The organism is Paenibacillus polymyxa, assembly GCF_018614975.1.
Lineage (GTDB): Bacteria > Bacillota > Bacilli > Paenibacillales > Paenibacillaceae > Paenibacillus > Paenibacillus polymyxa_E.
Genome location: NZ_JAGGNR010000008.1, coordinates 682,244 through 709,120 on the forward strand (window position 1 = coordinate 682,244; position 26,877 = coordinate 709,120).

Annotated in this window: 24 protein-coding genes; 1 reads left to right on the forward strand and 23 read right to left on the reverse strand. The window is 45.9% G+C overall.

The genetic code is table 11. The features are described 5' to 3' along the window. Positions 1-10: 10 nt before the first annotated feature. The 18 genes from J7E78_RS06480 to J7E78_RS06565 form a co-directional block, all read right to left on the reverse strand. Positions 11-1,405: a flagellar hook-length control protein FliK gene (locus tag J7E78_RS06480; protein ID WP_215075448.1), complete on the reverse strand. Its 1,395-nt coding sequence runs from the start codon at positions 1,403-1,405 to the stop codon at positions 11-13. Between the two features lie 39 nt (positions 1,406-1,444). Beyond that, the gene (locus J7E78_RS06485) at positions 1,445-2,386 is read right to left on the reverse strand and encodes a MotE family protein (RefSeq protein ID WP_215075449.1); all 942 of its coding nucleotides are present in this window, start codon (positions 2,384-2,386) and stop codon (positions 1,445-1,447) included. A 42-nt stretch (positions 2,387-2,428) separates the two neighbouring features. Continuing rightward, positions 2,429-2,881, reverse strand: coding sequence for a flagellar export protein FliJ (fliJ, locus tag J7E78_RS06490; protein ID WP_215075450.1), 453 nt, complete (start codon positions 2,879-2,881; stop codon positions 2,429-2,431). Between the two features lie 11 nt (positions 2,882-2,892). Continuing rightward, positions 2,893-4,212: a flagellar protein export ATPase FliI gene (gene fliI / locus J7E78_RS06495; protein ID WP_036609365.1), complete on the reverse strand. Its 1,320-nt coding sequence runs from the start codon at positions 4,210-4,212 to the stop codon at positions 2,893-2,895. Beyond that, positions 4,199-5,062 (reverse strand): FliH/SctL family protein, encoded by an 864-nt coding sequence (locus J7E78_RS06500; RefSeq protein ID WP_215075451.1) that lies wholly within the window; start codon positions 5,060-5,062, stop codon positions 4,199-4,201. Before J7E78_RS06500 ends, fliI begins: the two co-directional genes overlap by 14 nt. After that, on the reverse strand, positions 5,055-6,071 hold the full coding sequence (fliG, locus tag J7E78_RS06505; RefSeq protein WP_047842476.1) for a flagellar motor switch protein FliG: 1,017 nt from the start codon (positions 6,069-6,071) through the stop codon (positions 5,055-5,057). Before fliG ends, J7E78_RS06500 begins: the two co-directional genes overlap by 8 nt. 11 nt (positions 6,072-6,082) lie before the next feature. Then, positions 6,083-7,666, reverse strand: coding sequence for a flagellar basal-body MS-ring/collar protein FliF (fliF, locus tag J7E78_RS06510; protein ID WP_215075452.1), 1,584 nt, complete (start codon positions 7,664-7,666; stop codon positions 6,083-6,085). 136 nt (positions 7,667-7,802) lie between these two features. Next, positions 7,803-8,114: a flagellar hook-basal body complex protein FliE gene (gene fliE / locus J7E78_RS06515; RefSeq protein ID WP_017689190.1), complete on the reverse strand. Its 312-nt coding sequence runs from the start codon at positions 8,112-8,114 to the stop codon at positions 7,803-7,805. A gap of 57 nt (positions 8,115-8,171) precedes the next feature. Further along, positions 8,172-8,621 (reverse strand): flagellar basal body rod protein FlgC, encoded by a 450-nt coding sequence (gene flgC, locus J7E78_RS06520; RefSeq protein ID WP_215075453.1) that lies wholly within the window; start codon positions 8,619-8,621, stop codon positions 8,172-8,174. 6 nt (positions 8,622-8,627) lie between these two features. Further along, positions 8,628-9,035, reverse strand: a complete 408-nt coding sequence (gene flgB, locus J7E78_RS06525) for a flagellar basal body rod protein FlgB (protein ID WP_215075454.1) — start codon at positions 9,033-9,035, stop codon at positions 8,628-8,630. 978 nt (positions 9,036-10,013) lie between these two features. Continuing rightward, positions 10,014-11,414, reverse strand: a complete 1,401-nt coding sequence (hslU, locus tag J7E78_RS06530) for an ATP-dependent protease ATPase subunit HslU (RefSeq protein ID WP_215075455.1) — start codon at positions 11,412-11,414, stop codon at positions 10,014-10,016. 116 nt (positions 11,415-11,530) lie between these two features. After that, a complete protein-coding gene (hslV, locus tag J7E78_RS06535; RefSeq protein ID WP_017689194.1) occupies positions 11,531-12,073 on the reverse strand; it encodes an ATP-dependent protease subunit HslV in 543 nt (180 codons plus the stop codon). A 25-nt stretch (positions 12,074-12,098) separates the two neighbouring features. Further along, entirely contained in the window at positions 12,099-13,442 is a 1,344-nt protein-coding gene (trmFO, locus tag J7E78_RS06540; protein WP_397330465.1) for an FADH(2)-oxidizing methylenetetrahydrofolate--tRNA-(uracil(54)-C(5))-methyltransferase TrmFO, read from the reverse strand. 51 nt (positions 13,443-13,493) lie between these two features. After that, positions 13,494-15,593: a type I DNA topoisomerase gene (gene topA, locus J7E78_RS06545; protein WP_215075457.1), complete on the reverse strand. Its 2,100-nt coding sequence runs from the start codon at positions 15,591-15,593 to the stop codon at positions 13,494-13,496. A gap of 115 nt (positions 15,594-15,708) precedes the next feature. Further along, positions 15,709-16,839, reverse strand: coding sequence for a DNA-processing protein DprA (gene dprA, locus J7E78_RS06550; protein ID WP_215075458.1), 1,131 nt, complete (start codon positions 16,837-16,839; stop codon positions 15,709-15,711). 246 nt (positions 16,840-17,085) lie between these two features. Continuing rightward, positions 17,086-18,015 carry a succinate--CoA ligase subunit alpha gene (gene sucD, locus J7E78_RS06555; protein WP_074094556.1) on the reverse strand — a complete coding sequence of 310 codons (930 nt, stop codon included), beginning with the start codon at positions 18,013-18,015 and terminating at the stop codon, positions 17,086-17,088. A gap of 63 nt (positions 18,016-18,078) precedes the next feature. Further along, complete coding sequence (gene sucC, locus J7E78_RS06560) at positions 18,079-19,239, reverse strand: ADP-forming succinate--CoA ligase subunit beta (RefSeq protein ID WP_215075459.1); 1,161 nt, start codon at positions 19,237-19,239, stop codon at positions 18,079-18,081. Positions 19,240-19,482: 243 nt separating this feature from the next. Next, on the reverse strand, positions 19,483-19,938 hold the full coding sequence (locus J7E78_RS06565) for a MarR family winged helix-turn-helix transcriptional regulator (RefSeq protein ID WP_017689201.1): 456 nt from the start codon (positions 19,936-19,938) through the stop codon (positions 19,483-19,485). A gap of 483 nt (positions 19,939-20,421) precedes the next feature. Between J7E78_RS06565 and J7E78_RS06570 the strand changes: the two genes are divergently transcribed. After that, positions 20,422-22,035 carry a YifB family Mg chelatase-like AAA ATPase gene (locus tag J7E78_RS06570; protein ID WP_215075460.1) on the forward strand — a complete coding sequence of 538 codons (1,614 nt, stop codon included), beginning with the start codon at positions 20,422-20,424 and terminating at the stop codon, positions 22,033-22,035. Positions 22,036-22,268: 233 nt separating this feature from the next. Here J7E78_RS06570 and J7E78_RS06575 read toward each other — a convergent pair whose 3' ends face one another. The 5 genes from J7E78_RS06575 to J7E78_RS06595 form a co-directional block, all read right to left on the reverse strand. Further along, positions 22,269-22,820 carry a nitroreductase family protein gene (locus J7E78_RS06575; RefSeq protein ID WP_074094554.1) on the reverse strand — a complete coding sequence of 184 codons (552 nt, stop codon included), beginning with the start codon at positions 22,818-22,820 and terminating at the stop codon, positions 22,269-22,271. 566 nt (positions 22,821-23,386) lie between these two features. Next, positions 23,387-23,785 carry a YraN family protein gene (locus J7E78_RS06580; protein WP_215075461.1) on the reverse strand — a complete coding sequence of 133 codons (399 nt, stop codon included), beginning with the start codon at positions 23,783-23,785 and terminating at the stop codon, positions 23,387-23,389. Then, the gene (locus J7E78_RS06585) at positions 23,779-24,090 is read right to left on the reverse strand and encodes an EscU/YscU/HrcU family type III secretion system export apparatus switch protein (protein ID WP_215075462.1); all 312 of its coding nucleotides are present in this window, start codon (positions 24,088-24,090) and stop codon (positions 23,779-23,781) included. Before J7E78_RS06585 ends, J7E78_RS06580 begins: the two co-directional genes overlap by 7 nt. Further along, positions 24,087-26,144 carry a DNA ligase gene (locus tag J7E78_RS06590; protein ID WP_215075463.1) on the reverse strand — a complete coding sequence of 686 codons (2,058 nt, stop codon included), beginning with the start codon at positions 26,142-26,144 and terminating at the stop codon, positions 24,087-24,089. Before J7E78_RS06590 ends, J7E78_RS06585 begins: the two co-directional genes overlap by 4 nt. Positions 26,145-26,174: 30 nt before the next feature. Beyond that, complete coding sequence (locus tag J7E78_RS06595) at positions 26,175-26,876, reverse strand: ribonuclease HII (RefSeq protein ID WP_143760254.1); 702 nt, start codon at positions 26,874-26,876, stop codon at positions 26,175-26,177. Position 26,877: the final 1 nt, after the last annotated feature.

Below are 26,877 nucleotides of genomic sequence, written 5' to 3' on the forward strand. Positions count from 1 at the left end.
TCATTTCTGTTTAAGCCTTAGCACTAAACGTATCTCTCTGTAATTCGTTTCCTTCGACTTGCTCGCTACGCCAGTTACGCAATTCGTCTTGAATCCCTGCTGTAGCTATAGCATCTTCCGATTGTTCCTCACGCTCACGCGAACGGCGTTGTTGCTGAGAGTTACTTCCCGGCTGACGACCTCCGTCCTGATACATCTGTGATCCGATTGAACTGTTCTGTGTAACCTCAAGTCGTTCCACTTGAATTCCCTGGGCTTGAAGTGAAGAACGTAGCTGTGTCATTTGTTGTTCAAGCATGTCTTTAGCCATCGTATGCTCAGTCATAAACCGTGCAACCAACTGCCCGTTCTGCAAGGTAATTTGAACATCCAATTTACCTAGATGCTCAGGCCGAAGTGAGATGGTCGCCTCGGAAAACCCTTTTTGCTGGACAATATCCAGCTTGTTAACCACAAACTGTGTCATTTCCTTGGCAAACTGTGATGTTTGTATTACAGGTTCAGCCGGTTTTCCTGCTGTTGTACCTGATGAACGCAAAGACAGCTCTCCTGCAGTAATGATGGTTGAATGTTCCACTTCTCCACCTGCATTTGAAGCAGATGTGGTCTCAGCCTCAGCTTTCACCTGGGTTCCAGAATTCGCCACTGCTGCAACAAGAACTTGTGGTACGACAGAATCCTGTTTGGATGTTTGAAGCGAAGTACTTGGAGCGACTTGTACAGTCTGATCCTTAACTGCAGTCAATGTATCCAGTATGGATTTCAGTTCAGTCCATCCTTTGTTACTAGCGGTATCCACTCCAGCCTCTTGAAGCTGACTCTGCAGAGATTGTAACAAATGTTTGAATTCAGGAGCGTTCTTCGCAACGTTACTCTCAGGATCATTCATTCCAGCTACTAATTGTGTAAGCATATCTTGCAGAACAAAACGTACTGCTGCCGGATGCTGCGACAGTTCAATTGCGGGTACTGTTTTTACGCTTTCCGCTCCGCTCGAAGACTCGTCGGAACCTTCTGCATTGGTACCTGAAGGATTACTTAATTGTGTATACATCTGTTGAATCAGAGTTTGCAAACCTGCAAGTAGAGCCGGGTCATTTTCCAAAGCTTCGTCAAGCGCATCCAAGTCCGTGAACAACGAATTCAGTATATCCGTGATTGATGCCGCTTCTCCTTCTTCTTCGTCACTTGTAGCAAAGGAAAACACCAACGGATTGGCAGTTAAACTTCCAGTAGCGCTTGAACTATCACCTTCTGTGTTTCCTCCAGATAACGATTGTGCAAGAGTTTGGAGAAATTCACCGCTAGCACCTGTAACTGAACCTTTCGATTGTGCTCCGGTTGTCTGACCTGTTCCTGTTGCTTTTGCAGATGCTGTGGATGCCATTTGATATACAATCGACATTTATTTTCACCTCCTCTCGGTTATACAGTGTAATCAGCTCTACTTGTTACCCATTAATCTGTTCAAAATTTTTGCAGTTTGAACCGAGTCCTCTGAAGACATGTTCTCAAGCAATTGAGAGCGTGTTGCATCATCCACTGAATTCAGGATGGTCAATGTTTTGTCCGGACTTAACTTGTATGTTTCCAATAAAAGCTTGGCTCCACTTGAAGCATCCATCGAAGCAAACGTTTGGCTAAGCTGGTTTTTATCCAGGTTTTTGCTCGTGGTTGTTGTTGCAGTTGATGTTGCCGCGGTTTCTTTCTTCAATCTGGATTGCAGCGCATCCAGTGCCAGATCCCCGGACGGTTTAGCATCCTTCATCATCATGGTGACATCGGCTGCTGTTTTCGGGTCCATCTTTTCAAGCACCTTGGTCCGAGCAGATGACTGCATGGCATTCAACAACAATACCATTTCCTCGTTCGTCATATTTTGCAAAATCGGTGCAGCTTTGCTCGGGCTCATGTCAGCATACATTTTAGCCAAATCTTTGATTTGCTTTTGATAATCAGATTCCGTTTCCGGCGTTGCTGCCGTAGCCGTTTCAGCCGCTTTTTCCGCATCATCCAACTTCTTCTGAAGGTCCGTGGCCTTCTTTGCTTCGGTTGTTGTCGCTTCCTGTGCCGCCTTCAGCTCTGTTTCTTTGGCAGTTACTTGGGATTTAAGCTTTTCGATCGTGGCTTCAGCACTTTCAACCTGCTGCTCACTCTTATCCAGCTTCTCCTTCTCCGGATCCAGTACAGGATCAGGTACCCATTCCTTAACTACCGGTATCTTGTTGGCGAATTCAAACAAATTATTACGAATATCTACATTAAATAGCGTAAGTAATACACCTAGCAATACTACGGTGAATACAATCGGAATTGAAATCATGAGAAACTTTTCCCAACCGCCTCCCGACTCTTTTTCCATGTCGCTATCATCTTTAACAGCCATCGTTCATTCCTCCTTCACGAGACAACTTCGCGTCCGGCTCAATCAATTCGCGCGTCCGGCTTTGGCAGCGAAGCGTACAGTAGCCATCTCGTCCAGATCGTTCTGTTCCCGGAGGAGCATCTCCTGCTGAAATTTGATTTTGGCCTTGTCTCTCGCTCCAAGCCATACTTTTTCGTCAATCAGCTTACCATTAAGAAACGTCTGATTCTGCTGCACATTGACCTGAGCATGTTTAACATCACTGTTTTTGCGTGAAATGCACTCGTCAAGGTGATGTACATAACGCTGCATCTCCTGCAGACTGTTTACAGACGCTGTATTCTCCGTAGCAGATTGGATAATGCCGATCAGATTACTTTTATCATTAAGAAGTTGTATCAGATGTTCTTCCTCCGTCTGAAGTTTACCGATCGCTGTAGATAACATCCACTCTGCCTGTGTTTTTTCATTACTTTTCAGGTCAACAACCTTCTGGAAATGATATCGAAATTTCATCGTTTACCCATTCATCTCCTTGCAAATTCAAGAATCAAACGTTCCTGTACTTCACTTAAAGTGACTTTCTCGTCGACTTTCTGCTTGGTAAAGTTCCATATACTATCAATCTGGTCTATCGATTCATCTATGGCTGCATTCGATCCCCGCTGGTAAGCCCCAATATTGATCAAATCTTCCGATTCTTTGTACACAGCCATCAAACGTTTCATATTATTAACGGCTTCCAACTGCTCTTCCGGAGCAATATCCTTCATAACACGGCTTATGCTGGCTAACACATCAATCGCTGGAAAATGACCTTTATTTGCAATGGATCGATTTAACACAATGTGTCCATCCAGAATACCCCTTACCGCATCCGCGATTGGTTCATTCATGTCATCCCCATCGACCAGAACGGTGTAAAAGGCTGTAATCGAACCGGTAGGTCCTGTACCCGCCCGTTCAAGCAGTTTGGGCAAACTCGCAAATACCGATGGCGTATATCCTCTCATTGCCGGAGGTTCACCTACAGCCAGACCAACTTCCCTTTGTGCCATCGCATATCTAGTTACCGAATCCATCATGAGCATCACGTTCATTCCACGATCTCGGAAATACTCTGCAATAGTGGTCGCAATAACCGCTCCCTTAATCCGAATCAGGGCAGGCTGATCTGAAGTTGCAACAATGACTACGGAGCGTTCCAGCCCTTCCGGACCCAGATCCCGTTCAATAAAGTCGCGCACCTCACGTCCACGCTCACCCACAAGCGCGATGACATTAACATCTGCTGCTGTATTACGAGCAATCATGCCCATCAATGTACTCTTACCAACACCAGAACCGGCAAAAATACCTACACGCTGTCCCTTACCTACGGTCAGCAATCCATCGATAGCTCTTACACCAACACCCATCGTTTCAAGTACACGTGGACGATCCATTGGATTGACCGGAGTATTGGAGGTAGAGTACATTGGCATTCTTGATGGAAGGAGAGAACCGTCCAGCGGTTGTCCAAGTCCGTCCAATACTTTACCGAGCAATTCGGAACCTACCTGAACGCCGAGTGGTTTACCCGTACCTACTACATCGCAACCAGGACCGATGGATTGAAGTTCACCCAGTGGCATAAGCAACACTTTGTTATCTCGAAACCCAACAACTTCGGCTTGAAGAGGCTTGGCCGATTTACCAGGATAGATATAACATACGTCACCGATACTTGCATCTGGCCCTTCTGACTCCACCATAAGACCAATGACCTGAGTAACTTTGCCGTTAATACGAACAGGATCGAATTGGCGCAAATGTTCCATATATCGCTGTGAACTAAGAACCTTCATGTTGATTTTTTCGCTCCTCATCCTCAAGTGCTATGCGGACCAGTTCTTTTTTTATTTCAGCAAGCTGTGTATCAATTCTCGCATCTACACTTCCGAACGAAGAACGAATAACACATCCCTTATCTTTGACTGTTGAATCAGGCAAAATCTGCAGTTCTGCCTGAGAATCAATGGACAGAGACAATTCTTCACGAGCTGCCTGTACAAATGTAAACTGATCAGGAGCCACACAGAGCGTGATCAAACCCTGCTCCCGTTTACGTGACAAACTCTGACGAATCAGTTCCAATGTATGATCGGGTTCAATGGTAAGTTGTTTATCAATGACTTTCTCAGCGATCCCGCAAGCGAGATCCACAAGGAACGGTTCGGCTTCCTGAATGATCTGATCTTTAGCTACATAAGCTTCCTTGAGCACTTCCTGGGCTTCAATCATCATCTTTTCGATCTGCACCTGGAGATCCAGTTCAGCTTGTACTTTGCCTTCTTCAAAACCCTGTTGGAAACCTTGTGAACGAAGCGCTTCGGTCAGATGTTCATCCTGTTGTCGTTGTTCCTGCCACCAGCTGTCGATCTGTTCACGGGCCTCTTGAAGCATGCGCTCTGCCTCTTCTGAAGCTTCACGTACTTGCTTTTCTGCAAACTCCTTGGCATCTTCCAGCATTTCTGCGGTAAGACGTTGTGTTTCTTCGTCCACGCGTGCTTGAAGTGTCTCTGCTTCAGAACCTTCAGCACTATCACCGTATAATTCCGTTTCAGACTCCTCAGCACCACCATAATGATGATGATTTTCAAGTTTTTTGCGGTCATCAACGGGTACATACTGGAAAGATTTAATCAAATTAGACAATGATATCATCTCCTCCACCGCGTGCGATAATGATCTCACCGGCTTCTTCCAATCTGCGTATCGTTCCTACAATGCGTGTCTGAGCTTCCTCAACATCACGCAATCGCACGGGTCCCATGAACTCCATCTCTTCTTTGAATGTTTCGGACATCCGCTTCGACATGTTCCGGAACACAGCATCCCGAACCTCTTCGCTTGCCACCTTGAGTGCAAGTTGCAGATCTGCGTTGTCGATATCCCGGATAATACGCTGGATCGAACGATCATCCACATTGACGATATCTTCGAATACAAACATGCGTTTTTTGATTTCCTCTGCAAGCTCCGGATCCTGAATTTCAAGTGAGTCCAAAATGGTACGCTCTGTACCACGATCGACTCCGTTCAGAATCTGAACGATCGATTCGATACCACCTGCATTGGTGTAATCCTGCGTTACGGTAGAAGATAACTTCTGTTCCAGAACCCGCTCCACTTGAGAGATAACTTCTGGCGAAGTACTATCCATAACTGCCACCCGGCGAGCAACATCTGCCTGCTTCTCTTGGGGCAAGGATGACAGAATCGCCGCAGCTTGTTCGAACTGAAGATAAGACAGAACCAGCGCGATCGTTTGCGGACTTTCATTCTGAATAAAGTTCAAGATTTGATTTGGATCCGCTTTGCGTGCAAAATCAAACGGTCTGACTTGCAGCGTAGCTGTCAAACGGTTAATGACTTCAAGTGCTTTTGAAGAACCCAGTGCTTTCTCCAGGATTTCTCTCGCATAATTGATCCCGCCCTGAGAGATATATTCCTGCGCCAGACAGATCTGGTGAAACTCAGCCATGATCATGTCCTTTTCGGAAGAATCAACCTTGCGAACGTTGGCAATCTCCAACGTAAGTTGCTCAATCTCCTCATCACGCAGATGTTTGAAGATCTGAGCTGATACTTCCGGACCTAATGTAATCAACAAAATTGCTGCTTTTTGTCTGCCAGTCAAACCTTGACTGCTTGCCTTCGCCAATACGTTCACCTCTATTCGTCAGCCAGCCATGTACGCAGCAGATTGACGAATTCGTCTGGCTTTTTCTTGGCCAAACTCTCCAATTGTTTGCGCACCTGACTTTCGTTCGTTACACTGTCCAGCGTAATGGACGGGAACTCTGTTGCTATTGGAAGAGGAATCTCTTCTTCTTCGACTTCGTTTTGTTTGCGGCGACGGCGTACTAACAAAATAACTACCGCTGCGATCAATGCCGCTATGAGTGCGCCTCCACCCCACATCATTGTTGAGGAGAGCTGGAAACCTGTATTGTCTGCAGAGGCAGTCTGGAATCCCTGTGACATGACTGAAACTTTCTTTGTCAGATCAGCGTCACTTATTACAGTGCCTGAGTCTGCCAGTGAAGCTCGAACAATGTTAACCAAAATGTTCTCAATCGCGTCTTGAACCGGCCCTTGCAATTCTGTTTCTCCATTCGGTGGTTCAACTGCAACGTTAATAGTTAAGTCTTTTACAGTATACGGACTGGAAATGATATCCTTGGCGATTCGATTAACATCGTAGTTTATAGTGCTTGATGATTCTTCCGAGGTTGAATTCCCTGCTGCATCTGTTGCTGGATAACCTGGAATTTCCTCTTGGCCTGTACCTGCAACACCGCCTGTTGGGTTGCCTGCGCCAGTGTAGCTCTTTTGAATCTCTTGCACACTGATCTCGATGCCTTTCATATTATCTACATCAACGGGTGTGACCAGATTTTCCTTACGTGTTTCTTTGTCAAAATTAAGCTTGGAGGCTACCAAAACATTAACTTTGTCTTCGCCTACAATCTGGGAAAGGAATTGCTTTACGTTATTGCGGACATCGTTTTCAAACTTTTTCTGTAGTGCCATGTTCTCTTGAACTTCGGAAGACAACCCGCCACTGCCACCTCGGGCAGTTGGAATCAATTCTGCTTCATCTGTGTTCGTAATTGTGATGTTCTCAACAGGCAGATTAGGAATTGCAGTCTTAACCAAGTTAAAGTAGCCATCTACCGCTGCCTGATTTGGGTGATAACCCGGTTTGAATTGGAGAGCTACCGATGCTGATGCTTTATCTTGTTCTTCTAAACCAGCAAAGATGTTATCTTTCGGCATATTAACGAGTACTTTAGCATCCTGTATCCCTTGCATCCGCTGAAGTAACTGTTCAACTTCTCCGTTTATAGCGTTGTTGTACTTTACATCAAACTCTTTATCCGTCATCCCGATGGGGGATGATGACTCCTCGAATGACTTATACCCTAATGAACCATTCTGAATAATCCCTTGAGATCCAACATTCACCTTTGCAATTGCAACACTTGTACTCGGTACGGATATGGTCTTGCCATCTGAACTTAATTTGTATGGAATGCTAGATGAATCGAGATAACTGATAACGCCCGCTGAATCACTTGCATTCAAATCTGTAAAAGCAACTTCATATTCCGTCTTGGACAATTGCATCGTGAGTACAACTGCAGCCAAAATCAGGAACAGGAAGGTGGATATAAATAATACTTTTTGCTTTTTGCTAAAACTATTCCAATACTGGGATGCCTTATCCCTGTACTGGGCGATTCTCTCATTCACTCTGTCACCCCATCCGAAACTTTGCTTAGTCTGTCCTTACTCAACCCTAGCCGTTCATAGGTTGACGATCAAGAGCAGCATCGCAGCTGCTTTGTTGTAATGATCAGCGCTATTATCGAAGCGCAAGTAGGTTATTTTATAACTGGGTTCGCATAACTTCCTGGTATGCTTCGACTACTTTGTTTCGGACTTGAGTTGTGAGTTGTAGGCTTAACAAGGCCTGTTCTGAAGCAATCATCACCTGATCCACATTCGCTTTGCCGACCAAAAATTGATTCGACATTTCATGCGATTGAGCCTCCTGTGCTGCAACGGACCCTAATGCATTCTGTAAGTATGTACCGAAGCTCTGAATGGTTTCGGCTGGTGTAGAAGGCTTACTTTCGGTTGCACTCTTCATCTGTAGCGGTTGTATCCCCTGTGTGCTAAACATGTTGTTCTGAATCATTAATGTCCCTCCCCTTCATCCCTGGTTTGTATTTTCTTATTTTCATTTCAAAGCGGTTTATCTTCCAATCTCCAAAGCTTTGGAGATCATCGCTTTGGTTGAATTCAGTGCTGTTACGTTTGCTTCATAGGAACGCGAAGCAGAGATCATGTCGACCATTTCTTTCGCAATATCCACGTTAGGCATAAATACATATCCTTCTGCGTTGGCATCCGGATGAGAAGGGTCATACACAGGCTTCAAAGGTGACTGATCCTCGCGAATCTCCGATACTCTCACGCCATCTCCTGAACCGCTACCTCTCATCTGATTTTGCAGCATCGTACCAAATGACGTTTTATTTGGCTCAAGCACAACCATTTTACGTTTGTAAGGGACCGCTTCACCATTGGACACGCTCGCGCGCGTCGTCTCTGCGTTGGCAATGTTGGAAGATATAACGTCCATCCGCAACCGTTGGGCTGTCAGAGCTGAGCTACTAATGTTAAAACTATTACTAATGTTCAATTAAGGTTATCTCCCTTCCACGCCAACACGCATGATTTTAATTTGTTCGTTCACTTGCTGAATATAAGCGTTATAACGCAACTGATTCTCAGCCAGAAGACTCATTTCTCTGTCGATATCGACATTATTCTGGTTGTTATTCATGGACGTTGACTCGTCCATATTAACTACTGGCGTTGGTACGGAAGAGGAAGGACCTATGACAAAATGCCTTGCATCAGTTACTTCACCTTTAAGAATAGGCATATCTCCATTCATTTGCCCTTGCAACATTTCTTCAAAAGAAACGTCCGAGCGCTTGAAATACGGGGTATCGGCATTCGCAATGTTGTCAGCAATCGTTCGTTGTCTGATATTGGACGCATCGAGTGCACCTTGCAATCTTTTAAAGCTGATATCGTTTAAAAGATTCACAATCCCCCTCCTCTCTTTAGAAGTTATGGAAAAAGATTGAATCTTTTTCCTTGAAAATTCTTATGTTTTTTCGACAAAAACATTCGTCTTTACACGGTTTTCTAGGACTTAAGTAGAATTAACTCTGATGTTGTCGTATAATATAAGTTTCTTCGAGTTTGGGATTTATTACAATAAGAAAAAAGCCCTATCTTTTCTGAAAGACAGGGCTTTTTGTGTATTTTCTGCAAATTATGAATTTTTTCGTAAATGTTCGGGCCCAAAACAAAAGTATGTTAATACTATCCCTTATTGTTCTTAAACATTCTTAAAATAAAAAAAATTTTTTGAGTCTCCACATGAGCTTATAACGCCCGTAATTATGTATATTTGCGAATATTTCATCGTTAATAATGTTAGAATTTTTTGCCGTTATACTAAGGGTTTATAGACAATATGATAGGTATACATACAAAGCTGTATATTAATCAATTGACAAGTTATCTTTCAAGAATGAAGAAAACTCCCCTTTCCTACACAACACTTTCTTAACAATTAAGTGGAGTCTAAATATTTTAATTTTAAGAAAAAAATTAGTGGCTTCACACTTTTCTACAATTCATCATTTTGCGCATTTGCGCAACATTTACCAATCTATTGACTAAACCGATGACCAGACTTGGAATAATGAAAATCCTTTTAATGGAAATCATTGGGTATGGAAACGAGGAATAAATACCACTCGATAGGTTTTAACTCCGTATACATGCGGCACAAGTCCTAGGTTTTGTCGATCCGTATAACAACCCCACATCTTTTATCGGTTGTAACATCGAAATCCTTTAGTTAGAAACAAAAATAAACGATATGCGTCAAGTAAGAGGGCCTTTGTGATTCGCTAAAGGATTGCTTCCCTTTGTCGATCACACAAATGTTCTCTACTCTCGTCATACCGTTCATTTATAACATCATTTTAACAATTCCATTGCTATCCGCATGTTACAGGATATACTGACTCAAATCACGATCAAGCGCAATATCATTTAATTTCTCCCGGACATACTCTGGAGTGATCACCATACGTTCCAGTGTAAGCTCCGGTGCCTCAAAGGATAAATCCTCCAAAAGCTTTTCAAGAATCGTATGCAATCGACGTGCACCTATATTTTCTGTATTTTGATTGACGGATTCAGCCAATTTGGCAATCTCGCGAATGGCCTCATCCGAGAACTCAATCTCAATATTCTCTGTGCGCAGCAGATCAACATACTGCTTGGTCAGTGCATTTTGAGGTTCAGTCAGAATGGATACAAACTCCTCCAGTGTTAGACTGCTTAGTTCCACACGAATTGGGAAGCGTCCCTGAAGCTCGGGAATCAGATCAGAGGGTTTAGCGACGTGGAATGCGCCAGCGGCCATAAACAGAATATAATCCGTTTTGACAGGGCCATATTTCGTCATCACCGTAGAACCTTCCACAATAGGCAGAATGTCACGTTGAACCCCCTCCCGGGATACATCGGGTCCACTACCACGTCCTTGACTGGCAACCTTGTCGATTTCATCAATGAATATGATTCCTGTCTGCTCCGCCCGGCGAATGGACTCCTGGGTAACATCATCCATGTCGATCAATTTCCCTGCTTCTTCCTGGATCAACACTTTACGCGCTTCTTTAATAGCGAGTTTACGTTTTTTCGTACGACGAGGCAACAAGCTACCAAACATCTCCTGCATGTTCATGCCCATCTGATCATTACCTTGACCAGCAAACATGTCCATCATGTTTGGTGCAGTGTCTTCGACATCAATTTCAATGATGTCATCCTCCAACTTGCCAGATAACAGATCAAACTTGATCTTGCGCCGACGCTCCGCAACCCCTGTATCGGGTTCTTGCTCTTCCTGTTCCTGAACGTTGTTACCATTATTACCAAAGATCATCTCAAAGGGATTACGCTGATTCTTGGACTTGGACTGTGAAGGAGCCAAAATATGTACAATTCGCTCATTGGCCGCTTCTTCAGCTTTGTCCTTCACTTTTTCAGTCCGCTCCAGCTTCACCATCCGCAGTGATGTCTCAATCAGATCACGCACCATCGATTCAACGTCACGGCCAACGTAACCTACTTCAGTGAACTTGGTAGCTTCCACTTTCACAAATGGCGCACCTACCAGTTTAGCGAGGCGACGGGCGATTTCCGTTTTACCCACACCGGTAGGTCCAATCATCAAGATATTTTTAGGCACAATGTCGTCCTGAGTGTGCTCAGGCAAAAGGCTACGCCGATAACGATTACGAAGGGCTACGGCTACCGATTTTTTGGCTTTCTTTTGACCTACAATATACTTGTCAAGCTCTGCAACAATCTGTCTCGGTGTTAACGCTTGAGTATTCATATTGCTTCCCTCCTACCAGTATGTTGAATTTATTTTACCTAACAAGGACAAAGAATCCCCTAGACGTCCTGGAGCAGATTACAGAATCATGCTCCACTACGGGAGATTTCTTTGGCTTATAACTCTTCTACAATAATATTATTATTGGTATATACACATAGCTCCGAGGCAATCTGAAGTGATTCACGCGCAATATCTTTCGCTTCCAGGTTTACTGCATGACGTTTCAACGCGCGCGCAGCAGACAAGGCAAAGTTTCCACCTGATCCGATAGCAATAACGTCATCATCCGGTTCGATAATCTCCCCGCCGCCTGAAATGAGCAGCATACCTGATTTGTCCATCACAATCAACAGTGCCTCAAGCTTACGCAAGATCCGATCCTGACGCCAATCCTTGGCAAGCTCTACAGCAGCACGCTGCAAGTTACCATGGTGCTCCTCCAGCTTACCTTCGAATTTCTCAAACAGGGTGATCGCATCCGCCACAGAACCAGCAAAGCCAGCAACAACCTGCCCGCGGTACAAACGTCTTACCTTCTTGGCTGTATTCTTCATCACAACACTTTGGCCCATGGTCACCTGACCATCTCCTGCGATTGCAGCCTTCCCATTATGACGAACAGCACAGATCGTTGTAGCATGAAATGACATATCCATGAATCAGCCTCCTCCCACGAATAATTTATACGCGTTCCGGAACAGTTAGACCTTCTGCCGCAGCAAAACTGGTGATACCATCCAGTGCACGCTGTGCAAGAGCTTCATTTTTTTCCTTTTTGTTACGGATCTTCGTTTCAAGCTTCGGCAACAAACCAAAGTTTGCGTTCATTGGTTGGAAGTGCTTGAAGTCAGCCGTTGTAATATACTGAGCCATACTGCCAAGTGTTGTTTCTACCGGCAATACCACCAGTTCCTGCCCAAGTGCTGCTTTGGCTGCGTTCATGCCGGCAATAAGCCCTGATGCAGCAGATTCCACATATCCTTCTACACCCGTCATCTGACCTGCAAAGAACAGGTTAGGACGCTCTTTAAACTGATACGTCGGAAGAAGAAGTTTAGGAGAGTTAATAAATGTATTACGGTGCATTACGCCATAACGAACGAACTCTGCATTTTCAAGTCCAGGAATAAGGGAAAAGACACGTTTCTGTTCTCCCCATTTCAGATGCGTCTGGAAGCCCACCAAGTTATACAGGGTTCCAGCTGCATTGTCCTGTCTAAGCTGAACAACCGCATGTGGCAACTCTCCTGTATGAGGGTTAACCAGACCTACCGGTTTCATTGGACCAAACAGAGCCGTCTGTTTTCCGCGTTTCATCATCACTTCAATTGGCATACAGCCTTCAAAGTAGATTTCTTTCTCAAACTCTTTCAGTTGAGCGACTTCAGCAGTAATGAGAGCTTCATAGAAGACATCAAACTCTTTTTCTGTCATCGGACAGTTCAGATATGCAGCTTCACCCTTATCATAACGGGAAGCCAGATACACTTTATTCATATCAATTGAATCTTTTTCAATGATCGGTGCAGCTGCATCATAGAAGTAGAAATACTCTTCCCCCATTAGTGCCTTGATTTGCTCAGACAATGCAGGTGAAGTCAGCGGCCCCGTTGCAACAACAACGATGCCATCTTCCGGTAGAGAAGTTAGTTCCTCATTCACCACTTCGATGAGCGGATGCTGGTGCAACGTGGATGTAATCTCACCTGAAAATCCATCCCGGTCCACAGCAAGTGCCCCACCTGCGGGAACTGCATGTTTGTCTGCTGCTGACAATACGAGAGAATTGAGCATTCTCATTTCTTCTTTTAACACACCCACTGCATTAGTCAATCCATTCGCACGCAGCGAGTTGCTACATACCAGTTCTGCAAATTTATCTGTATGATGAGCTGGCGTTTTCACAACAGGTCTCATCTCGTATAATTTTACGCGTACGCCGCGACTTGCAATCTGCCAGGCCGCTTCTGTTCCTGCCAGCCCGGCACCAATAACGGTTACTTGTTGTTCATTCGTCAAAATCATTTACCTCCAAAAAACAATTTCATGATTCACTAAAATTGAATCGCATATATACTAATCCGCTGATTCGTCATCTGGTTCATCCACCGGCTCCTGATGATCACATGAAGTACACTGCAATCGTGCTCCCTTTTTGTTCCGCTTTTCAATCATTAGCGATCCGCAACTTGGACATGGTTTGGCTGAAGGTCTGTCCCATGAGACAAAATCACATTCAGGATATTTGTCACAACCGTAGAAAATACGTCCTTTTTTGCTACGACGCTCAACAACATGACCTTCCTTACACTTCGGACAAGTCACGCCGATATCCTTGATAATCGGTTTGGTATTCCGGCAATCAGGGAAGCCAGAGCACGCAAGAAACTTGCCAAAACGTCCGAGTTTATAAACCAGCGGTTTGCCGCACTTCTCACAGATCTCATCCGATACTTCGTCTTCAATCTCGATTTCTTTCATTTCTTCTTCCGCAAACTCAAGGCGTTTCTCAAAAGATTCATAGAATTCCGAGAGTACTTTGACCCAATCCTCCGAACCTTCCTCCACATGGTCAAGATCACCTTCCATGTTTGCGGTAAACTCTACATTCAGGATTTCCGGGAAAAACTCTTCCATCTGTTCGATGACCAGTTCACCAAGCTCGGTTGGCATGAATTTCTTTTCCTCTATGGCAACATATCCGCGCTTCTGAATGGTCTCCAGTGTTGGCGCATAAGTACTCGGACGCCCTATACCCAATTCCTCAAGCGTTTTAACCAACCTTGCCTCCGTATATCGGGGTGGCGGTTGTGTAAAATGCTGTTTTGGCTCAATCTCCTGCTTCTCAAGCACATCTCCACTTTTCAGCGGAGGCAGCAGACGATCTTCATCGGTTGTACCATCGTCGTTTCCTTCAACATATACCTTCATGAAACCTTGGAACCGTACCTTCGATCCAGCTGCACGAAAAATCGTATCCCCAGCAGCAATATCTACAGAGAGTGTATCCAGAATAGCGGAAGACATCTGGCTCGCTACAAAACGTTCCCATACCAATTTATACAACCGGAACTGATCGCGACTCATAAACGACTTGATTGAGTCAGGATCACGCAGAATTGAAGTTGGACGAATCGCTTCATGCGCTTCCTGAGCATTAGCTGCTTTTTTAGAATAGTTTCGTGGAGTCTCAGGTGCAAATGGTTCCCCATACTTCCCAACGATATATTCTTTGGCTTCTTCTTGTGCAGATGCCGCAATTCGTGTGGAGTCCGTACGCATATACGTGATGAGACCTACTGTACCTTCTTTTCCAAGGTCTACACCTTCATATAGTTGTTGGGCGACCGACATCGTCTTGGAAGCTCTAAAATTCAATTTACGCGCCGCTTCCTGTTGCAAAGAACTCGTCGTAAACGGGGCGGAAGGGTTACGGCTCCGTTCTTTCTCTTTAACTTCCTTGATCGTAAAGTCTGCACCTTCGATCTGTTTCAGGATCGCTTGCACTTCCGCTTCACTGCCCAGCTCTGTTTTGGCCCCGTTCAGTTTATGAAACTTGGCTTCAAACGGATTGCCGTCTGCTGTCAGTTTGGCGGTAATGCTCCAGTATTCTTCCGGCTCAAAATCATCAATTTCATTTTCACGATCTAAAATGATTTTAACAGCCACGGACTGAACCCGGCCTGCAGACAAACCTTTTTTCACTTTCTTCCATAATAACGGACTAATTTTATATCCAACAAGCCGATCCAGAATACGTCTTGCCTGCTGCGCGTTAACCAAATCCATATTGATTTTCCGCGGCGTTTTGAACGCATCTTTGACCGCCTGTTTTGTAATTTCATTAAATACAACCCGGCAATCTGCCGTATCGTCCAGTTCAAGGGCATGGGCCAAATGCCATGCGATAGCCTCACCTTCGCGATCCGGGTCAGCTGCGAGATACACTTTTTTCACTTTCTTCCGTGCATCCTTCAGTTCTTTCAAAATTGAACCTTTGCCGCGGATCGTAATATATTTCGGATTAAAATTATTCTCCACCTCAACGCCGATCTGACTCTTTGGCAAATCGCGAACATGCCCCATCGAAGCTTTTACGATGAACTTGCTGCCTAAATATTTGCCTATCGTCTTCGCCTTTGAGGGCGACTCCACGATTACGAGTGCATCCGCCATAGGTTCATCCTCCTCTCAGTCATGAAACTGTCATAAAACTGTTTCTCTAAGCTTAGCATAGTTAATAACTTCTGCTAATTATATATTTCCACGCACTGCGCAGGTTGTAGCTTCGTCATACCCTCGCGTATTTAGTGCCTGGTAATTGGCTAATCTGCTTTTTTATGATTAAAGATAACAGAACTGAATGCAAATGTCCAAAATCCCAACCAAGCAGCTCAACCAGTTGATCCAATGATTGTTCTCCCTGTTCCAACAGATAAATCACGCGCTGTTCATCTGGAGAGAGCTTAACCTCAGCGAATATGCCTCGCCCGGAAGGCTCGGTTGTTTCGGTCGAACGTCCTCTATTGTAAGGAAGTTGTTCTGCATTTGGCAAGCCCAATCGATACTCTTCCAATACATCTGCTGCACAAGTGACCAATTTGGCACCTTGACGGATAAGGTTGTGTGCCCCCCGACTCTTCGGCGATGTTATTGGACCGGGAACTGCAAATACATCCCTGCCTGCTTCAAGCGCAGCATCTGCTGTAATGAGTGAACCACTGCGAATGTCAGCCTCAACGACCAATGTTCCCTGCGTTAAACCAGCAATGATTCGATTCCGTTCCGGAAACAATCCCTGGCGCGCTCTAGTACCTGGTGGATATTCCGACAAAAGCAGACCCGTCTCCGCGATTCGCTCGGCGAGGCTTGTATTTTCGGGTGGGTATATATTATCAATCCCTGTTCCGAATACAGCAATCGTTTTTCCTTTAGCACGTAGTACTGCCTCATGACATACGCTATCGATACCGCGGGCAAGCCCACTTACAATCGTCAGTCCTGCATTGCATAATTGCTCTGCCAGCTTTTCTCCAACTTTGCGCCCATACATGGTCGGCATACGAGTTCCCACCATGGCAATAGACGAGTTGTGTAGCAAACTAACATCCCCTCGAGCATACATTACCCAGGGAGGCTGAACGGTTTCCTTCATTAAAATGGGATAATTCTGATCCAGATAAGTAATAACCTCTATCCCCTGATTGTAAACGTGTTCTCTTTTACACTCAATCCAGTTATGGTTAAATTGACTAGCCAAACGGGCAGCCTGATCTTTGCGCAAGCCTGCCGCAGTCCAGTCACCTTCCTCATAATTCAAAAGATCGGACAATTGATGTTGTCCCTGAACTAGTTTCGAAATTGTTTTCTTGCCGATACCTTCTATCTCATGCAACCCAAACAAGATCCATCGTTCTTCCATACCATAAACCTCCCAGAGCGGGAAGAGAATCTTCCCTCATATTGTGTGTTATGTGGTCACGGAATGCAAGCGTTTACGTAGATAAGAAGTAACTTCTCCCCCTTTTTCCCCGTAAAAAAACGCAAAAAAGCAACCCTTCGCCCTGTTCAAGGACAAAAGGTTGCTTACCTTTTCCGTAACCATAATAGTCGGTCTACCAGAAATAGATCATTTCCGAGCCGTTTCTTCTATTATAACGAAAAAGAATTAATGTGTCGTGCACAAATTCAAAATACCGCGTTCCTCAAGTACACTCACCAAAGTCGAACCCATCTCAGCAGGAGTTGGTGCTACTTTGATTCCACATGATTCCAGCTTCGCAATCTTCTCTTTTGCTGTACCTTTACCGCCAGAGATAATAGCGCCAGCATGGCCCATCCGTTTGCCAGGAGGCGCTGTTACGCCACCGATAAAGCCAACAACCGGTTTGGTCATGTTTTCACGTACCCAATCTGCAGCATCCTCTTCAGCTGTACCACCAATCTCACCAATCATAATGACCGCATGAGTCTGTGGATCTTCATTGAACCGCTTCAGGATATCAATGAACTCGGAGCCTTTTACAGGGTCTCCCCCGATTCCTACAGCAGAAGATTGTCCAATGCCACGTGTCGTCAGTTGATGAACGGCTTCATAGGTAAGTGTTCCACTACGGGAAACAACGCCTACGTGCCCTGCCATATGGATATAACCAGGCATGATACCGATTTTACATTCTCCTGGTGTAATGACACCTGGACAGTTTGGTCCGATCAGGACAGTATCTTTACCTTCCATGAAGCGGTCAACCTTGATCATGTCAAGAACCGGAATACCTTCTGTAATACAGATGACGAGGTCCAGCTCAGCATCAACAGCTTCCATAATGGAATCTGCTGCAAATGCAGGAGGAACGTAAATGACGCTCGCTGTTGCGCCTGTAGCTTCCTTCGCTTCCTGCACAGTGTTAAACACCGGCAGACTAGCTACTGTTCCGTCTTCCAACGTGATATCCACATTAGTTCCGCCTTTACCCGGTGTAACTCCACCTACCATCTGGGTTCCGTAGTCCAAAGCGCCCTTCGTGTGGAACATTCCCGTTGAACCCGTAATGCCTTGCGTAATGACTTTTGTATTTTTATCGATCAAAATACTCACGTTGCTTCACATCCTTACGGTTATTTTTCAATTCCCGGACAGCTCCGGTACTAAGGAATGAACTTATTTTACGAGGGCAACAATTTTCTGTGCACCATCGGCCATGGAATCAGCAGGAACGATATTCAGGCCAGATTCACCCAGAATACGTTTGCCAAGCTCCACGTTAGTTCCTTCAAGACGAACAACCAGCGGTTTGGTCAGGCCAAGCTGCTTCGCGGCTTCAACAACACCATTGGCGATAACATCACAGCGCATGATGCCACCGAAAATGTTAACAAAGATCCCAGCTACTTTGGCATCAGACAAGATGATCTTAAAAGCTTCAGTCACCTTCTCCGTTGTCGCACCGCCCCCAACGTCAAGGAAGTTGGCGGGGTCTCCACCGTAGTATTTGATAATGTCCATCGTTGCCATCGCAAGTCCCGCACCATTGACCATACAGCCGATGTTGCCATCAAGTGCTATGTAGCTGAGGTCGTATTTGGAAGCTTCGATTTCTTTTTCATCCTCTTCATCCAGGTCACGCAGTTCCAAAATGTCTTTGTGACGGAACAGGGCGTTGGAGTCAAAGTTCAATTTCGCATCTAACGCGATAACGTTTCCATCTCCGGTAACAACGAGAGGATTGATCTCGGCAATAGAGCAATCTTTTTCGACAAATGCAGTGTACAGCGCGAGCATGAACTTAACGGCTTTGTTCACCAGTTCATTCGGAATCTGAATGCTGTAAGCCAGTTTACGGGCCTGGAACACTTGCAACCCAATAGCAGGGTCAATGATTTCTTTGAAAATTTTCTCAGGTGTAGCTTCAGCTACTTCTTCAATCTCAGTACCGCCTTCTTCGGAAGCCATCATAACTACACGGCCCGTGGCACGGTCCACAACAACACCCACATAATACTCTTTGCGGATATCGCATCCTTCTTCAATCAGAAGACGTTTCACTTCTTTGCCTTCTGGTCCAGTCTGGTGTGTTACCAATACTTTGCCCAGAATTTCGGCAGCATAGGCACGAACTTCATCCGTACTCTTCGCCACTTTTACGCCACCGGCTTTACCCCGGCCACCTGCGTGAATTTGTGCTTTAACTACAGTCACCGGACTGCCCAGTGCCTCTGCGGCCGCAACCGCTTCATCGACTGTATAAGCAACCTTTCCGTTTGGAACGGTAACTCCATACTGTTTCAGTACTTCTTTTCCTTGATATTCATGGATATTCATTCTCGAATCCTCCTATCAACATGACTGCAACAAGGCGGGTTGGTAGACTAACAAAAGACAAATGTTGACTATTTTCACTTAAACCCAATTCATTGTAACACGTTTTTAAAACGCTTTCCTTAAAAAATTAATGGTTAATAGACAGTATTTTGATATGAGTATGATCCCATATCGTGAATACTTGGGTATATATGGAAAAAACCTCGGCTAAAAGCTAAGGTTTCCTTGATATTAAACTGCATTTTATTTTTTGGCTGCATTAGTGTTGGTTTCGTGAACTTTCTCCAGCAACCCTTTGAACTGACCCAGCAATGCTTCAAACTCTGTACTGTTCAAACACGCATCTCCCTGAATGGATTCAGGTATGGACAACGCCTTGTTTCGCAGCTCACGGCCGGAGTCGGTTAATGTAATTAATACTTTTCGTTCATCCTGAGCCGAGCGTTCGCGATTAATAAGTCCTGCTGACTGCAAACGTTTGAGAAGTGGTGTCAACGTTCCCGAATCGAGATAGAGTGCCTCCCCGATCTCCTTAACCGTGCATTCTTCACGTTCCCACAACACCATCAGAACTAAATATTGTGAATACGTTACGCCGAGCACCTCCAGATAGGGCTGGTACATCTTCGTAATCTCACGTGAACAAGCATATATGGCAAAGCATAATTGGTTATCCAGCTTCAAACTGTCAGTCTGCATATGTCTTTCTCACCTGCCTATTGTGCATTCTATTCCTTATAAAAAGGAACTATAAATCTATCTTATCACAAATTAGAAAAAAAACAGAATAATTGAGCACAAATGATTTTACCATTCAATTTAATTATGTTAAATTATATTTTGTAAAATATAAATGCAAATAGATGGCCAGCAAGTACATCTCATAATTCAATAAAAATAATACATAAGATCCATGAAATAAATTCGCGTTTTCTCGGGCCAAATTATGATAATCATAATGAAAGTTACGAACCATTTTCGCCAAAGCTATTTAATGATTTCCTTCCAGAACTCAGAACTAAAATTCAGGGATCAGGAATGATGACTACAGCAATGATATTGACAGGTTGACTCCATGATTCCTTTTATATAAAATGCTTAATAGAAGCTGAGGAAGCACCTTAATTCGTAGACTGGCCCGTATTATGCGGAGTCAAGAATCGAGTGAGGTGTTTCTTTGTTATGTACGGAAAATTACACAGTGCGTGTTTGTACGGAATTGATGGCGTTCTGATCGAGGTGGAAACCGATTTATCCAATGGTTTGCCACAGACATCCATCATCGGTTTACCGGATTCAGCCATTCGTGAGGCCGTTGAACGTGTTCGTGCAGCGATCAAAAACTGCGGATATCAGTATCCGTTACAGCGGATCACAATCAATCTGGCCCCCGCTGATCTACGTAAAGAAGGATCTTCCTTTGATCTAGCCATTGCTATTGGTTTACTTATGACAAGCGGCCAGCTTGTACTACCTTCCCAGGAACGGACATTAGTGATTGGCGAACTGGCGTTGGATGGTTCGATCAGGCCCGTGCCCGGCATTTTATCCATGGTGGATCTGGCCAAACGACAAGGTTTTACTTCCGTGCTCCTGCCTTTGGATAACGTAGAGGAAGCGTCACTGATTCGAGGTATCCAGGTGTTTGGCATTCGTCATTTACAGGATATCGCGCCTCAAAATTCAGATCAATCTGCGAGTTCAGTTGGAATACCAAAAAATACAGTCAATGCAGGGCCGGTTATGTTGAAAAATTATGCTCACCTCGCTGCTCCTATAACAGATAAAACTCATAAGATGGCGGATAGCAAGCCGAGACAAACACCATTATTTGCAGATGACTATAGCGATGTTCTCGGGCAGCACCATGTAAAACGCGCGCTTATGATTGCTGCAGCCGGCATGCATAATATATTGCTCGTTGGGCCACCAGGCACGGGCAAAACGATGTTAATCAAACGTCTGCCTTCCATCCTTCCTCCTTTGTCAGAAGATGAAGCGTTGGAAGTCACCAAAGTATTAAGTGCCGCAGGCAAATTGAAAGAAGCGCCTCAAGGCCTGATTGCAGACAGACCCTTTCGCTCCCCTCACCACACGATATCCACCTCTGGTCTGATTGGAGGCGGTGGTATCCCGAAACCGGGTGAAGTGAGCCTTGCCCACCGTGGCATATTGTTTCTGGATGAATTACCTGAATTCCAGCGCCAAGTGCTGGAGGTATTAAGGCAGCCGTTAGAGGATCGCACAGTGACAATTAGTCGGGCACGAGCTGCATTCACCTTTCCGGCCCAGTTCATGCTTGCATGTTCCATGAATCCCTGTCCATGCGGTTATTTGTCCGCTCATTCGGAGGAGCAACGCTGCATATGTAGTCCCGCCCGTGTTGCCGCGTACCGAGCCAAAATTTCAGGACCACTGCTGGACCGCATTGATCTTCAGGTTGAGGTTCCTCCACCAGGCGAGTGGCGCAAGTCTGCTGCTTCCCCTTCCTCTGAAGAAATGCAGGCAAAAGTGATCCACGCTCATCAAATTCAGGCTGCACGTTATGCCCAAAGTTCAGTCCGTTGGAATAGCCAGCTTTCGGGCACGCTTTTGCGACGAACGATCCATCTCCCCCAAGAGGCAGAGCAACTGTTAGAGCAAACTCTGCAAACGTTAAACCTGAGCATGCGTGCACATGATCGGATAATCAAAATGGCACAGACCATTGCCGATCTGGACCATGAAGGTGAAATTGTGACAGCTCATGTGGCTGAAGCCATCCAGTATCGTCAATTGGATCTTAATTTATTTTGAGAAGCGTGTGGAGGAAAGAACAGGCCGATTTACCCAAAGGCAGTGAAATGGATATGAACTGTAGACAGCAGAGGAAGATCGAGAAGGATTTCTTATGCAGATTCTACAATGCGGATACACCAACATGACAAAAAAAACGTACAAGCCCTTATCTTCTGTGAAGAAAGGTACTTGTACGTAGATTTCCCTGAAACATAAGGGGATCGTATATAGCTAAGGTTTACAATAATTTATTATTCGAAAAGAGTGAGTTTGTCCTTAGCTGGTGTGCGTTCTTTGGCAGAAGGAATAACATCAGGGTATCCCATATAAATCATGCCTACAATCTTCTCTCCTGCCTCTATTCCAAGCGGTTTGCGGAATTTGGGAGCATACAAGAATGGCTTCGTCACCCAGAACGTTCCAATGTCTTCACTCCAGGCTGCAAGCATAAAGTTCTGAACCAATGCACTGACCGCAGCGAAGTCTTCGTCCCAGATATTCTGTCTTGGATCTTCTTCCAGCACGACAAGCATAACGGATGGAACTTGCATAATATTGGCTGAGAATTTATTGTCTTCTCCCATTTCTGCGTCAATAGCCTCAGCCAATTTCTTACGTCCATTTCCGGTAAACAACAAAAATCTCCACGGTTCACGCAGTTTATGGTTAGGAGCCCAGACTGCGGTGTCCAGCAATTCTATAATCTGCTGTGTAGGAACAGCTTCTTTTTTAAATTTTTTCACCGTACGACGGTTTTGAATCGCATTTCTGACTTCATTTGTTGTTTTCGTAGCTTTACTCATCGACCGTACCTCCTGTTTATAAATAATATTTGCAACCGCAAACAGTGATTCGCGGCCTAGTACAACGTGTTGGTAATAAATCAAAAGACACAACGATAAGATTACATTCTTGATTATACACTCTTCTGTTCAGAAGATTCAAAGACAGGGGAATTGCTGATACCAACTGATTTCAAACAAAATGAAAATTTAATCAGTGTACTTAATCGAATCATCCATTTGATGCTTTTCTATACATCCCACTAATCTCTTTTTAATTTTTAACGTTCTATATTGCCGATGATACAATATGTATCTATAAATCCCTGAAATAAAACGATTTTATTATGTCGCTCTTTCCTTATTTTGATGATTTCTTTAGTTAAATCAAAAAAAGCCACATTTCCTGTATAGATAGGAACTGTGGCTTTAGATATTGACTGCTTACAAAACAAAAAAAGGGGGCTATGATAAGACCTAATTAAACTTGTGCTTGAGCTTGGAGAAAAGCTCAATGGAATATATCAAGAATCCGAAAAGGATATATTTCGTAACTTTTATTAGAGCAATAACTTTTAGTGCAAACCTTAAAAAGCATTAACAATGTGATTCACTGAGACAACATCACCTGTCTGATTAAGCATCACGGCGATTACATCAAAACGGATCTGAAGATCCGTCTCCCCCGTCATTTGCAAATACACGGATGCGGTTGAACGTACCTGCTGCATTTTACGCATATCGACCGATTCCTGAGGTGTACCGTACTGAGCAGCTCCACTTCTGCTTCTCACTTCTACGAAGACAATCAGCCCGTCGCAGGAAGCAATGATGTCAATCTCACCGCTGCGGCAACGCCAGTTCTGTCTAATGATCCGATAATCATTCTCTCGCAGCCAACGACAGGCAGCCTCTTCACCTAATCGACCTTTCTGCTGTCGTGTAAGCTTCATTTCAGATTCCTGGCCCGATCTACGTTCTACCATGACTCATCTTCCCCACGTCCCGAAGCCAGTTGATCTGCACGGTAGACATACGATAGAACCTCTGCTACCAGTTGATACAGTTCTGCCGGAATCTGTTCATCCAGATCCAACTTGGAGAGTACTTCCACAAGAGCTGCATCCTCCTGAACAGCCACTCCGTTTTCCTTGGCTTTATCCAGAATGGCTTCTGCCACTTTGCCGCGGCCTTTGGCTACAACAACGGGTGCTTCGCTTTCTCCAGGGACATATTTTAGGGCAACCGCCTTTTTGGAGAGCAGATCGGGTTGTGACGACTCGTACTTCATACCTTCAAGTCCACCCCTTTGTATCGTTCAGGACTATAGTCCGAGGCTGACATTTTGCGTTCCGCGCCCGGTTCCTGGCCCACTGGCCACGGCTCCGCCTTGAAGGTGAGCAATTGATATCCCAGCTTGTCCAAAGCCTGATGGATGACCTCTCGGCCACTTTCCAAAAGCGACCCCATCCCTTCGCGATCATTCAAGACTCGCAGACTGACAATGTTGTTAACCACATGGACATCAACCAGCGTAGGTCCCAGACTTTTCATGTCGAGATCAAACCACAGACGGCAATTGGACGCATCCAGCTCTCCACGTGGTCCACGACGTGACTGAATCTGAACAGACGCCGTTTCTTCCCCGTCCGGTCCAGTGATTGGAATAAACCAGTGCATCTGTGCAAATGTAGCACTGCGATCTGTCGTTAACAATAACTGCTGACCTGTCAGATATTGCACGGCTTGTCCTGCGGCATCCTTGAGTGCCGCCGGTGCACCTTCGCTGCTCGCAAGCTGCAGCAGCAAGCCCTTTAGCGTGTCCGCATTCGCCGGACTCGCCGCATCTCCCACGCGCGGCTGCACAGCCGCGCCGTGAACGGCCTGCTGCTCGTGCTCCGCACCGAGCAGCTTCAACACGCGCCCCACCCACGGGTCCCCCTCGTGGGTGACAGGCGCGGGCACTGCCGCAGCTCCCGCAGGTGCTGCGGCACTACCGCCAGCCGGCGGCGCATCAGCGCCGGCTGGCAACGGCTGCGGCACGCCTCCGGCAGCCGCAGCCGTCTGGCCGCCCTGCGATGCAGGGGCGGCCTGTACAGCCGCACCAGGCTGTGCCGGTGCGGCTGTGGACGCGCTGCGCAGGGCGTCCAGCAGCGCCAGCAGCTTGGGCGCCAGCTGCGCTGCCGTAGGCGCTGCTGGCGCCGCCTGGCCTGCTGCGGACGGAGTCCCCGCAGCAGCAGGCGTTTCAGCGCGGCCGTCAGTCCGCCCGGCCGCGCCTGCTTCAGGCTGGCCTGCAGTTACACGGCCAGCCACAGATTCTGCTGCCGCCCCTGGTGCACCCGGGCGGCTCCCAGCTTGGCCCGCGTCAGCCCCGCGCGGGCTCTCTCCAGGTATTCCGGTTCCAGACGGAATACCCGCACCTCCTTTGCCAGCCGTTTCAACGTTACTGGCAACTGCCTTCGTCACGGTTTCAGCATTTCCTGCGCCTCCACCAGTCTGCACGTTTCCTTTCACCACAGTACCTGCATCCTCTGCTCCGCCATCCGTCATGGATATAGATCCTGCCAATGCCGCTTGTCCTTGTTGTGTCGACAAAGCAGGTGTTCCGGTTCCAGTCACCTGACGACCATTGCCTGATGCAGCCAATCCTTCGTCCGTCTGTGATGCATTCGGTACTACAGGTGCACCAGCCATGACTCCTGGTTTCAACGTAGCAGATTGTTCTCCAGGCAATACCGATTTACCTGTTGTTTGAGTAAGCATCGTTTCCAACTGATCAGCCAACCCGCTTAACAACTGGTGCAGAGGGGGGCCAAACACCGTCTGGTGTAATCCTTTTACTGTTTCCGCCGTAACCGGAAGACCACGCTGAAAAGCAATTCCCGTCGCCTGCACCCACTCTTCTACTGGCACCTGTGCGGGTTTGGCTGTCATCATATTTTGAACCATAGCCACATTATCCTTCGTCAGCGGCAAACCGCTACGCTGCATGGCAAGTAACAGTTCCCGGTTCCCTTTTGTATCCGGCAGTCCTACATCCTGAAGCAGGTTGTTCAAGGAAGCTTGTGGCAGCTCAGCAAGTGTACTCGACATTGGCTTCATGACCGTTATGCCATTCTCACCTGGAGGCTGCACTTGAAGCAAAGTGGTCTCACCTGGACGGAGTGGAGTTTCCAACTTGGCGCGCACCTGGACACCTTGAATCTGTAGAACCGCATCCCCTCCATCATCGGATACACTTACCACAGAGCCACGAACCACCTGACCTTCCTTTAATTCAAGCGGCTTGGCATTTCCTGGCTTACTATCTCCCAATAATCCCTTAATCATGGAACCGATATTCAATTCTCTCCCCCTCCTTCCTTCAAACCTGTGTTAAAACAACGATTGCTGCTCTCCAAGCAGATTGCCCAGAAAACTGCGCCGATGCATCGGGGTTGCCCCCAACGCCATAATCTGCTCCCGATGAACTTTTGTTGCATATCCTTTATGTATCGACAGACCATATTCCGGATATAACGTATCCCATTCTTCCTTACACAGCCGATCTCGCGTTACCTTGGCAATAATAGATGCCGCTGCGATTGATTGACTATTAGCGTCACCTTTAATAATGGACAGTTGAGGTACATTCACATCCACCTTCTCGGCATCCACCAGCATATAATCAGGAGTTTCTCCCAATGCTTCAACAGCTCGTTTCATCGCGAGTCTCGCAGCCTGCTTGATGTTAAGCCGATCAATTGTCTCTGCATCCGCGTACCCGATACCTACCGCCAGCGCTTTTTCCATAATGACATCATATAATGCATCACGTTTTTTCTCCGTTAATTTCTTGGAGTCATTCACACCTTCCAAGATGAGATCCTTCGGTAAAATAACCGCTGCTGCGACAACGTCCCCAAACAAACATCCCCGTCCTACCTCATCAATACCAGCAATACGTTCAAATCCACTGTCCCAATACTCCCGCTCGTAGAGCAACAGATCTCGAGGTTCACTGGCTTCTTTTTTCTTCTTTGGTCCAATCGGGGTATCCAGTAGATTCAACCCGATCTCTTCATTATTTTCAACCATA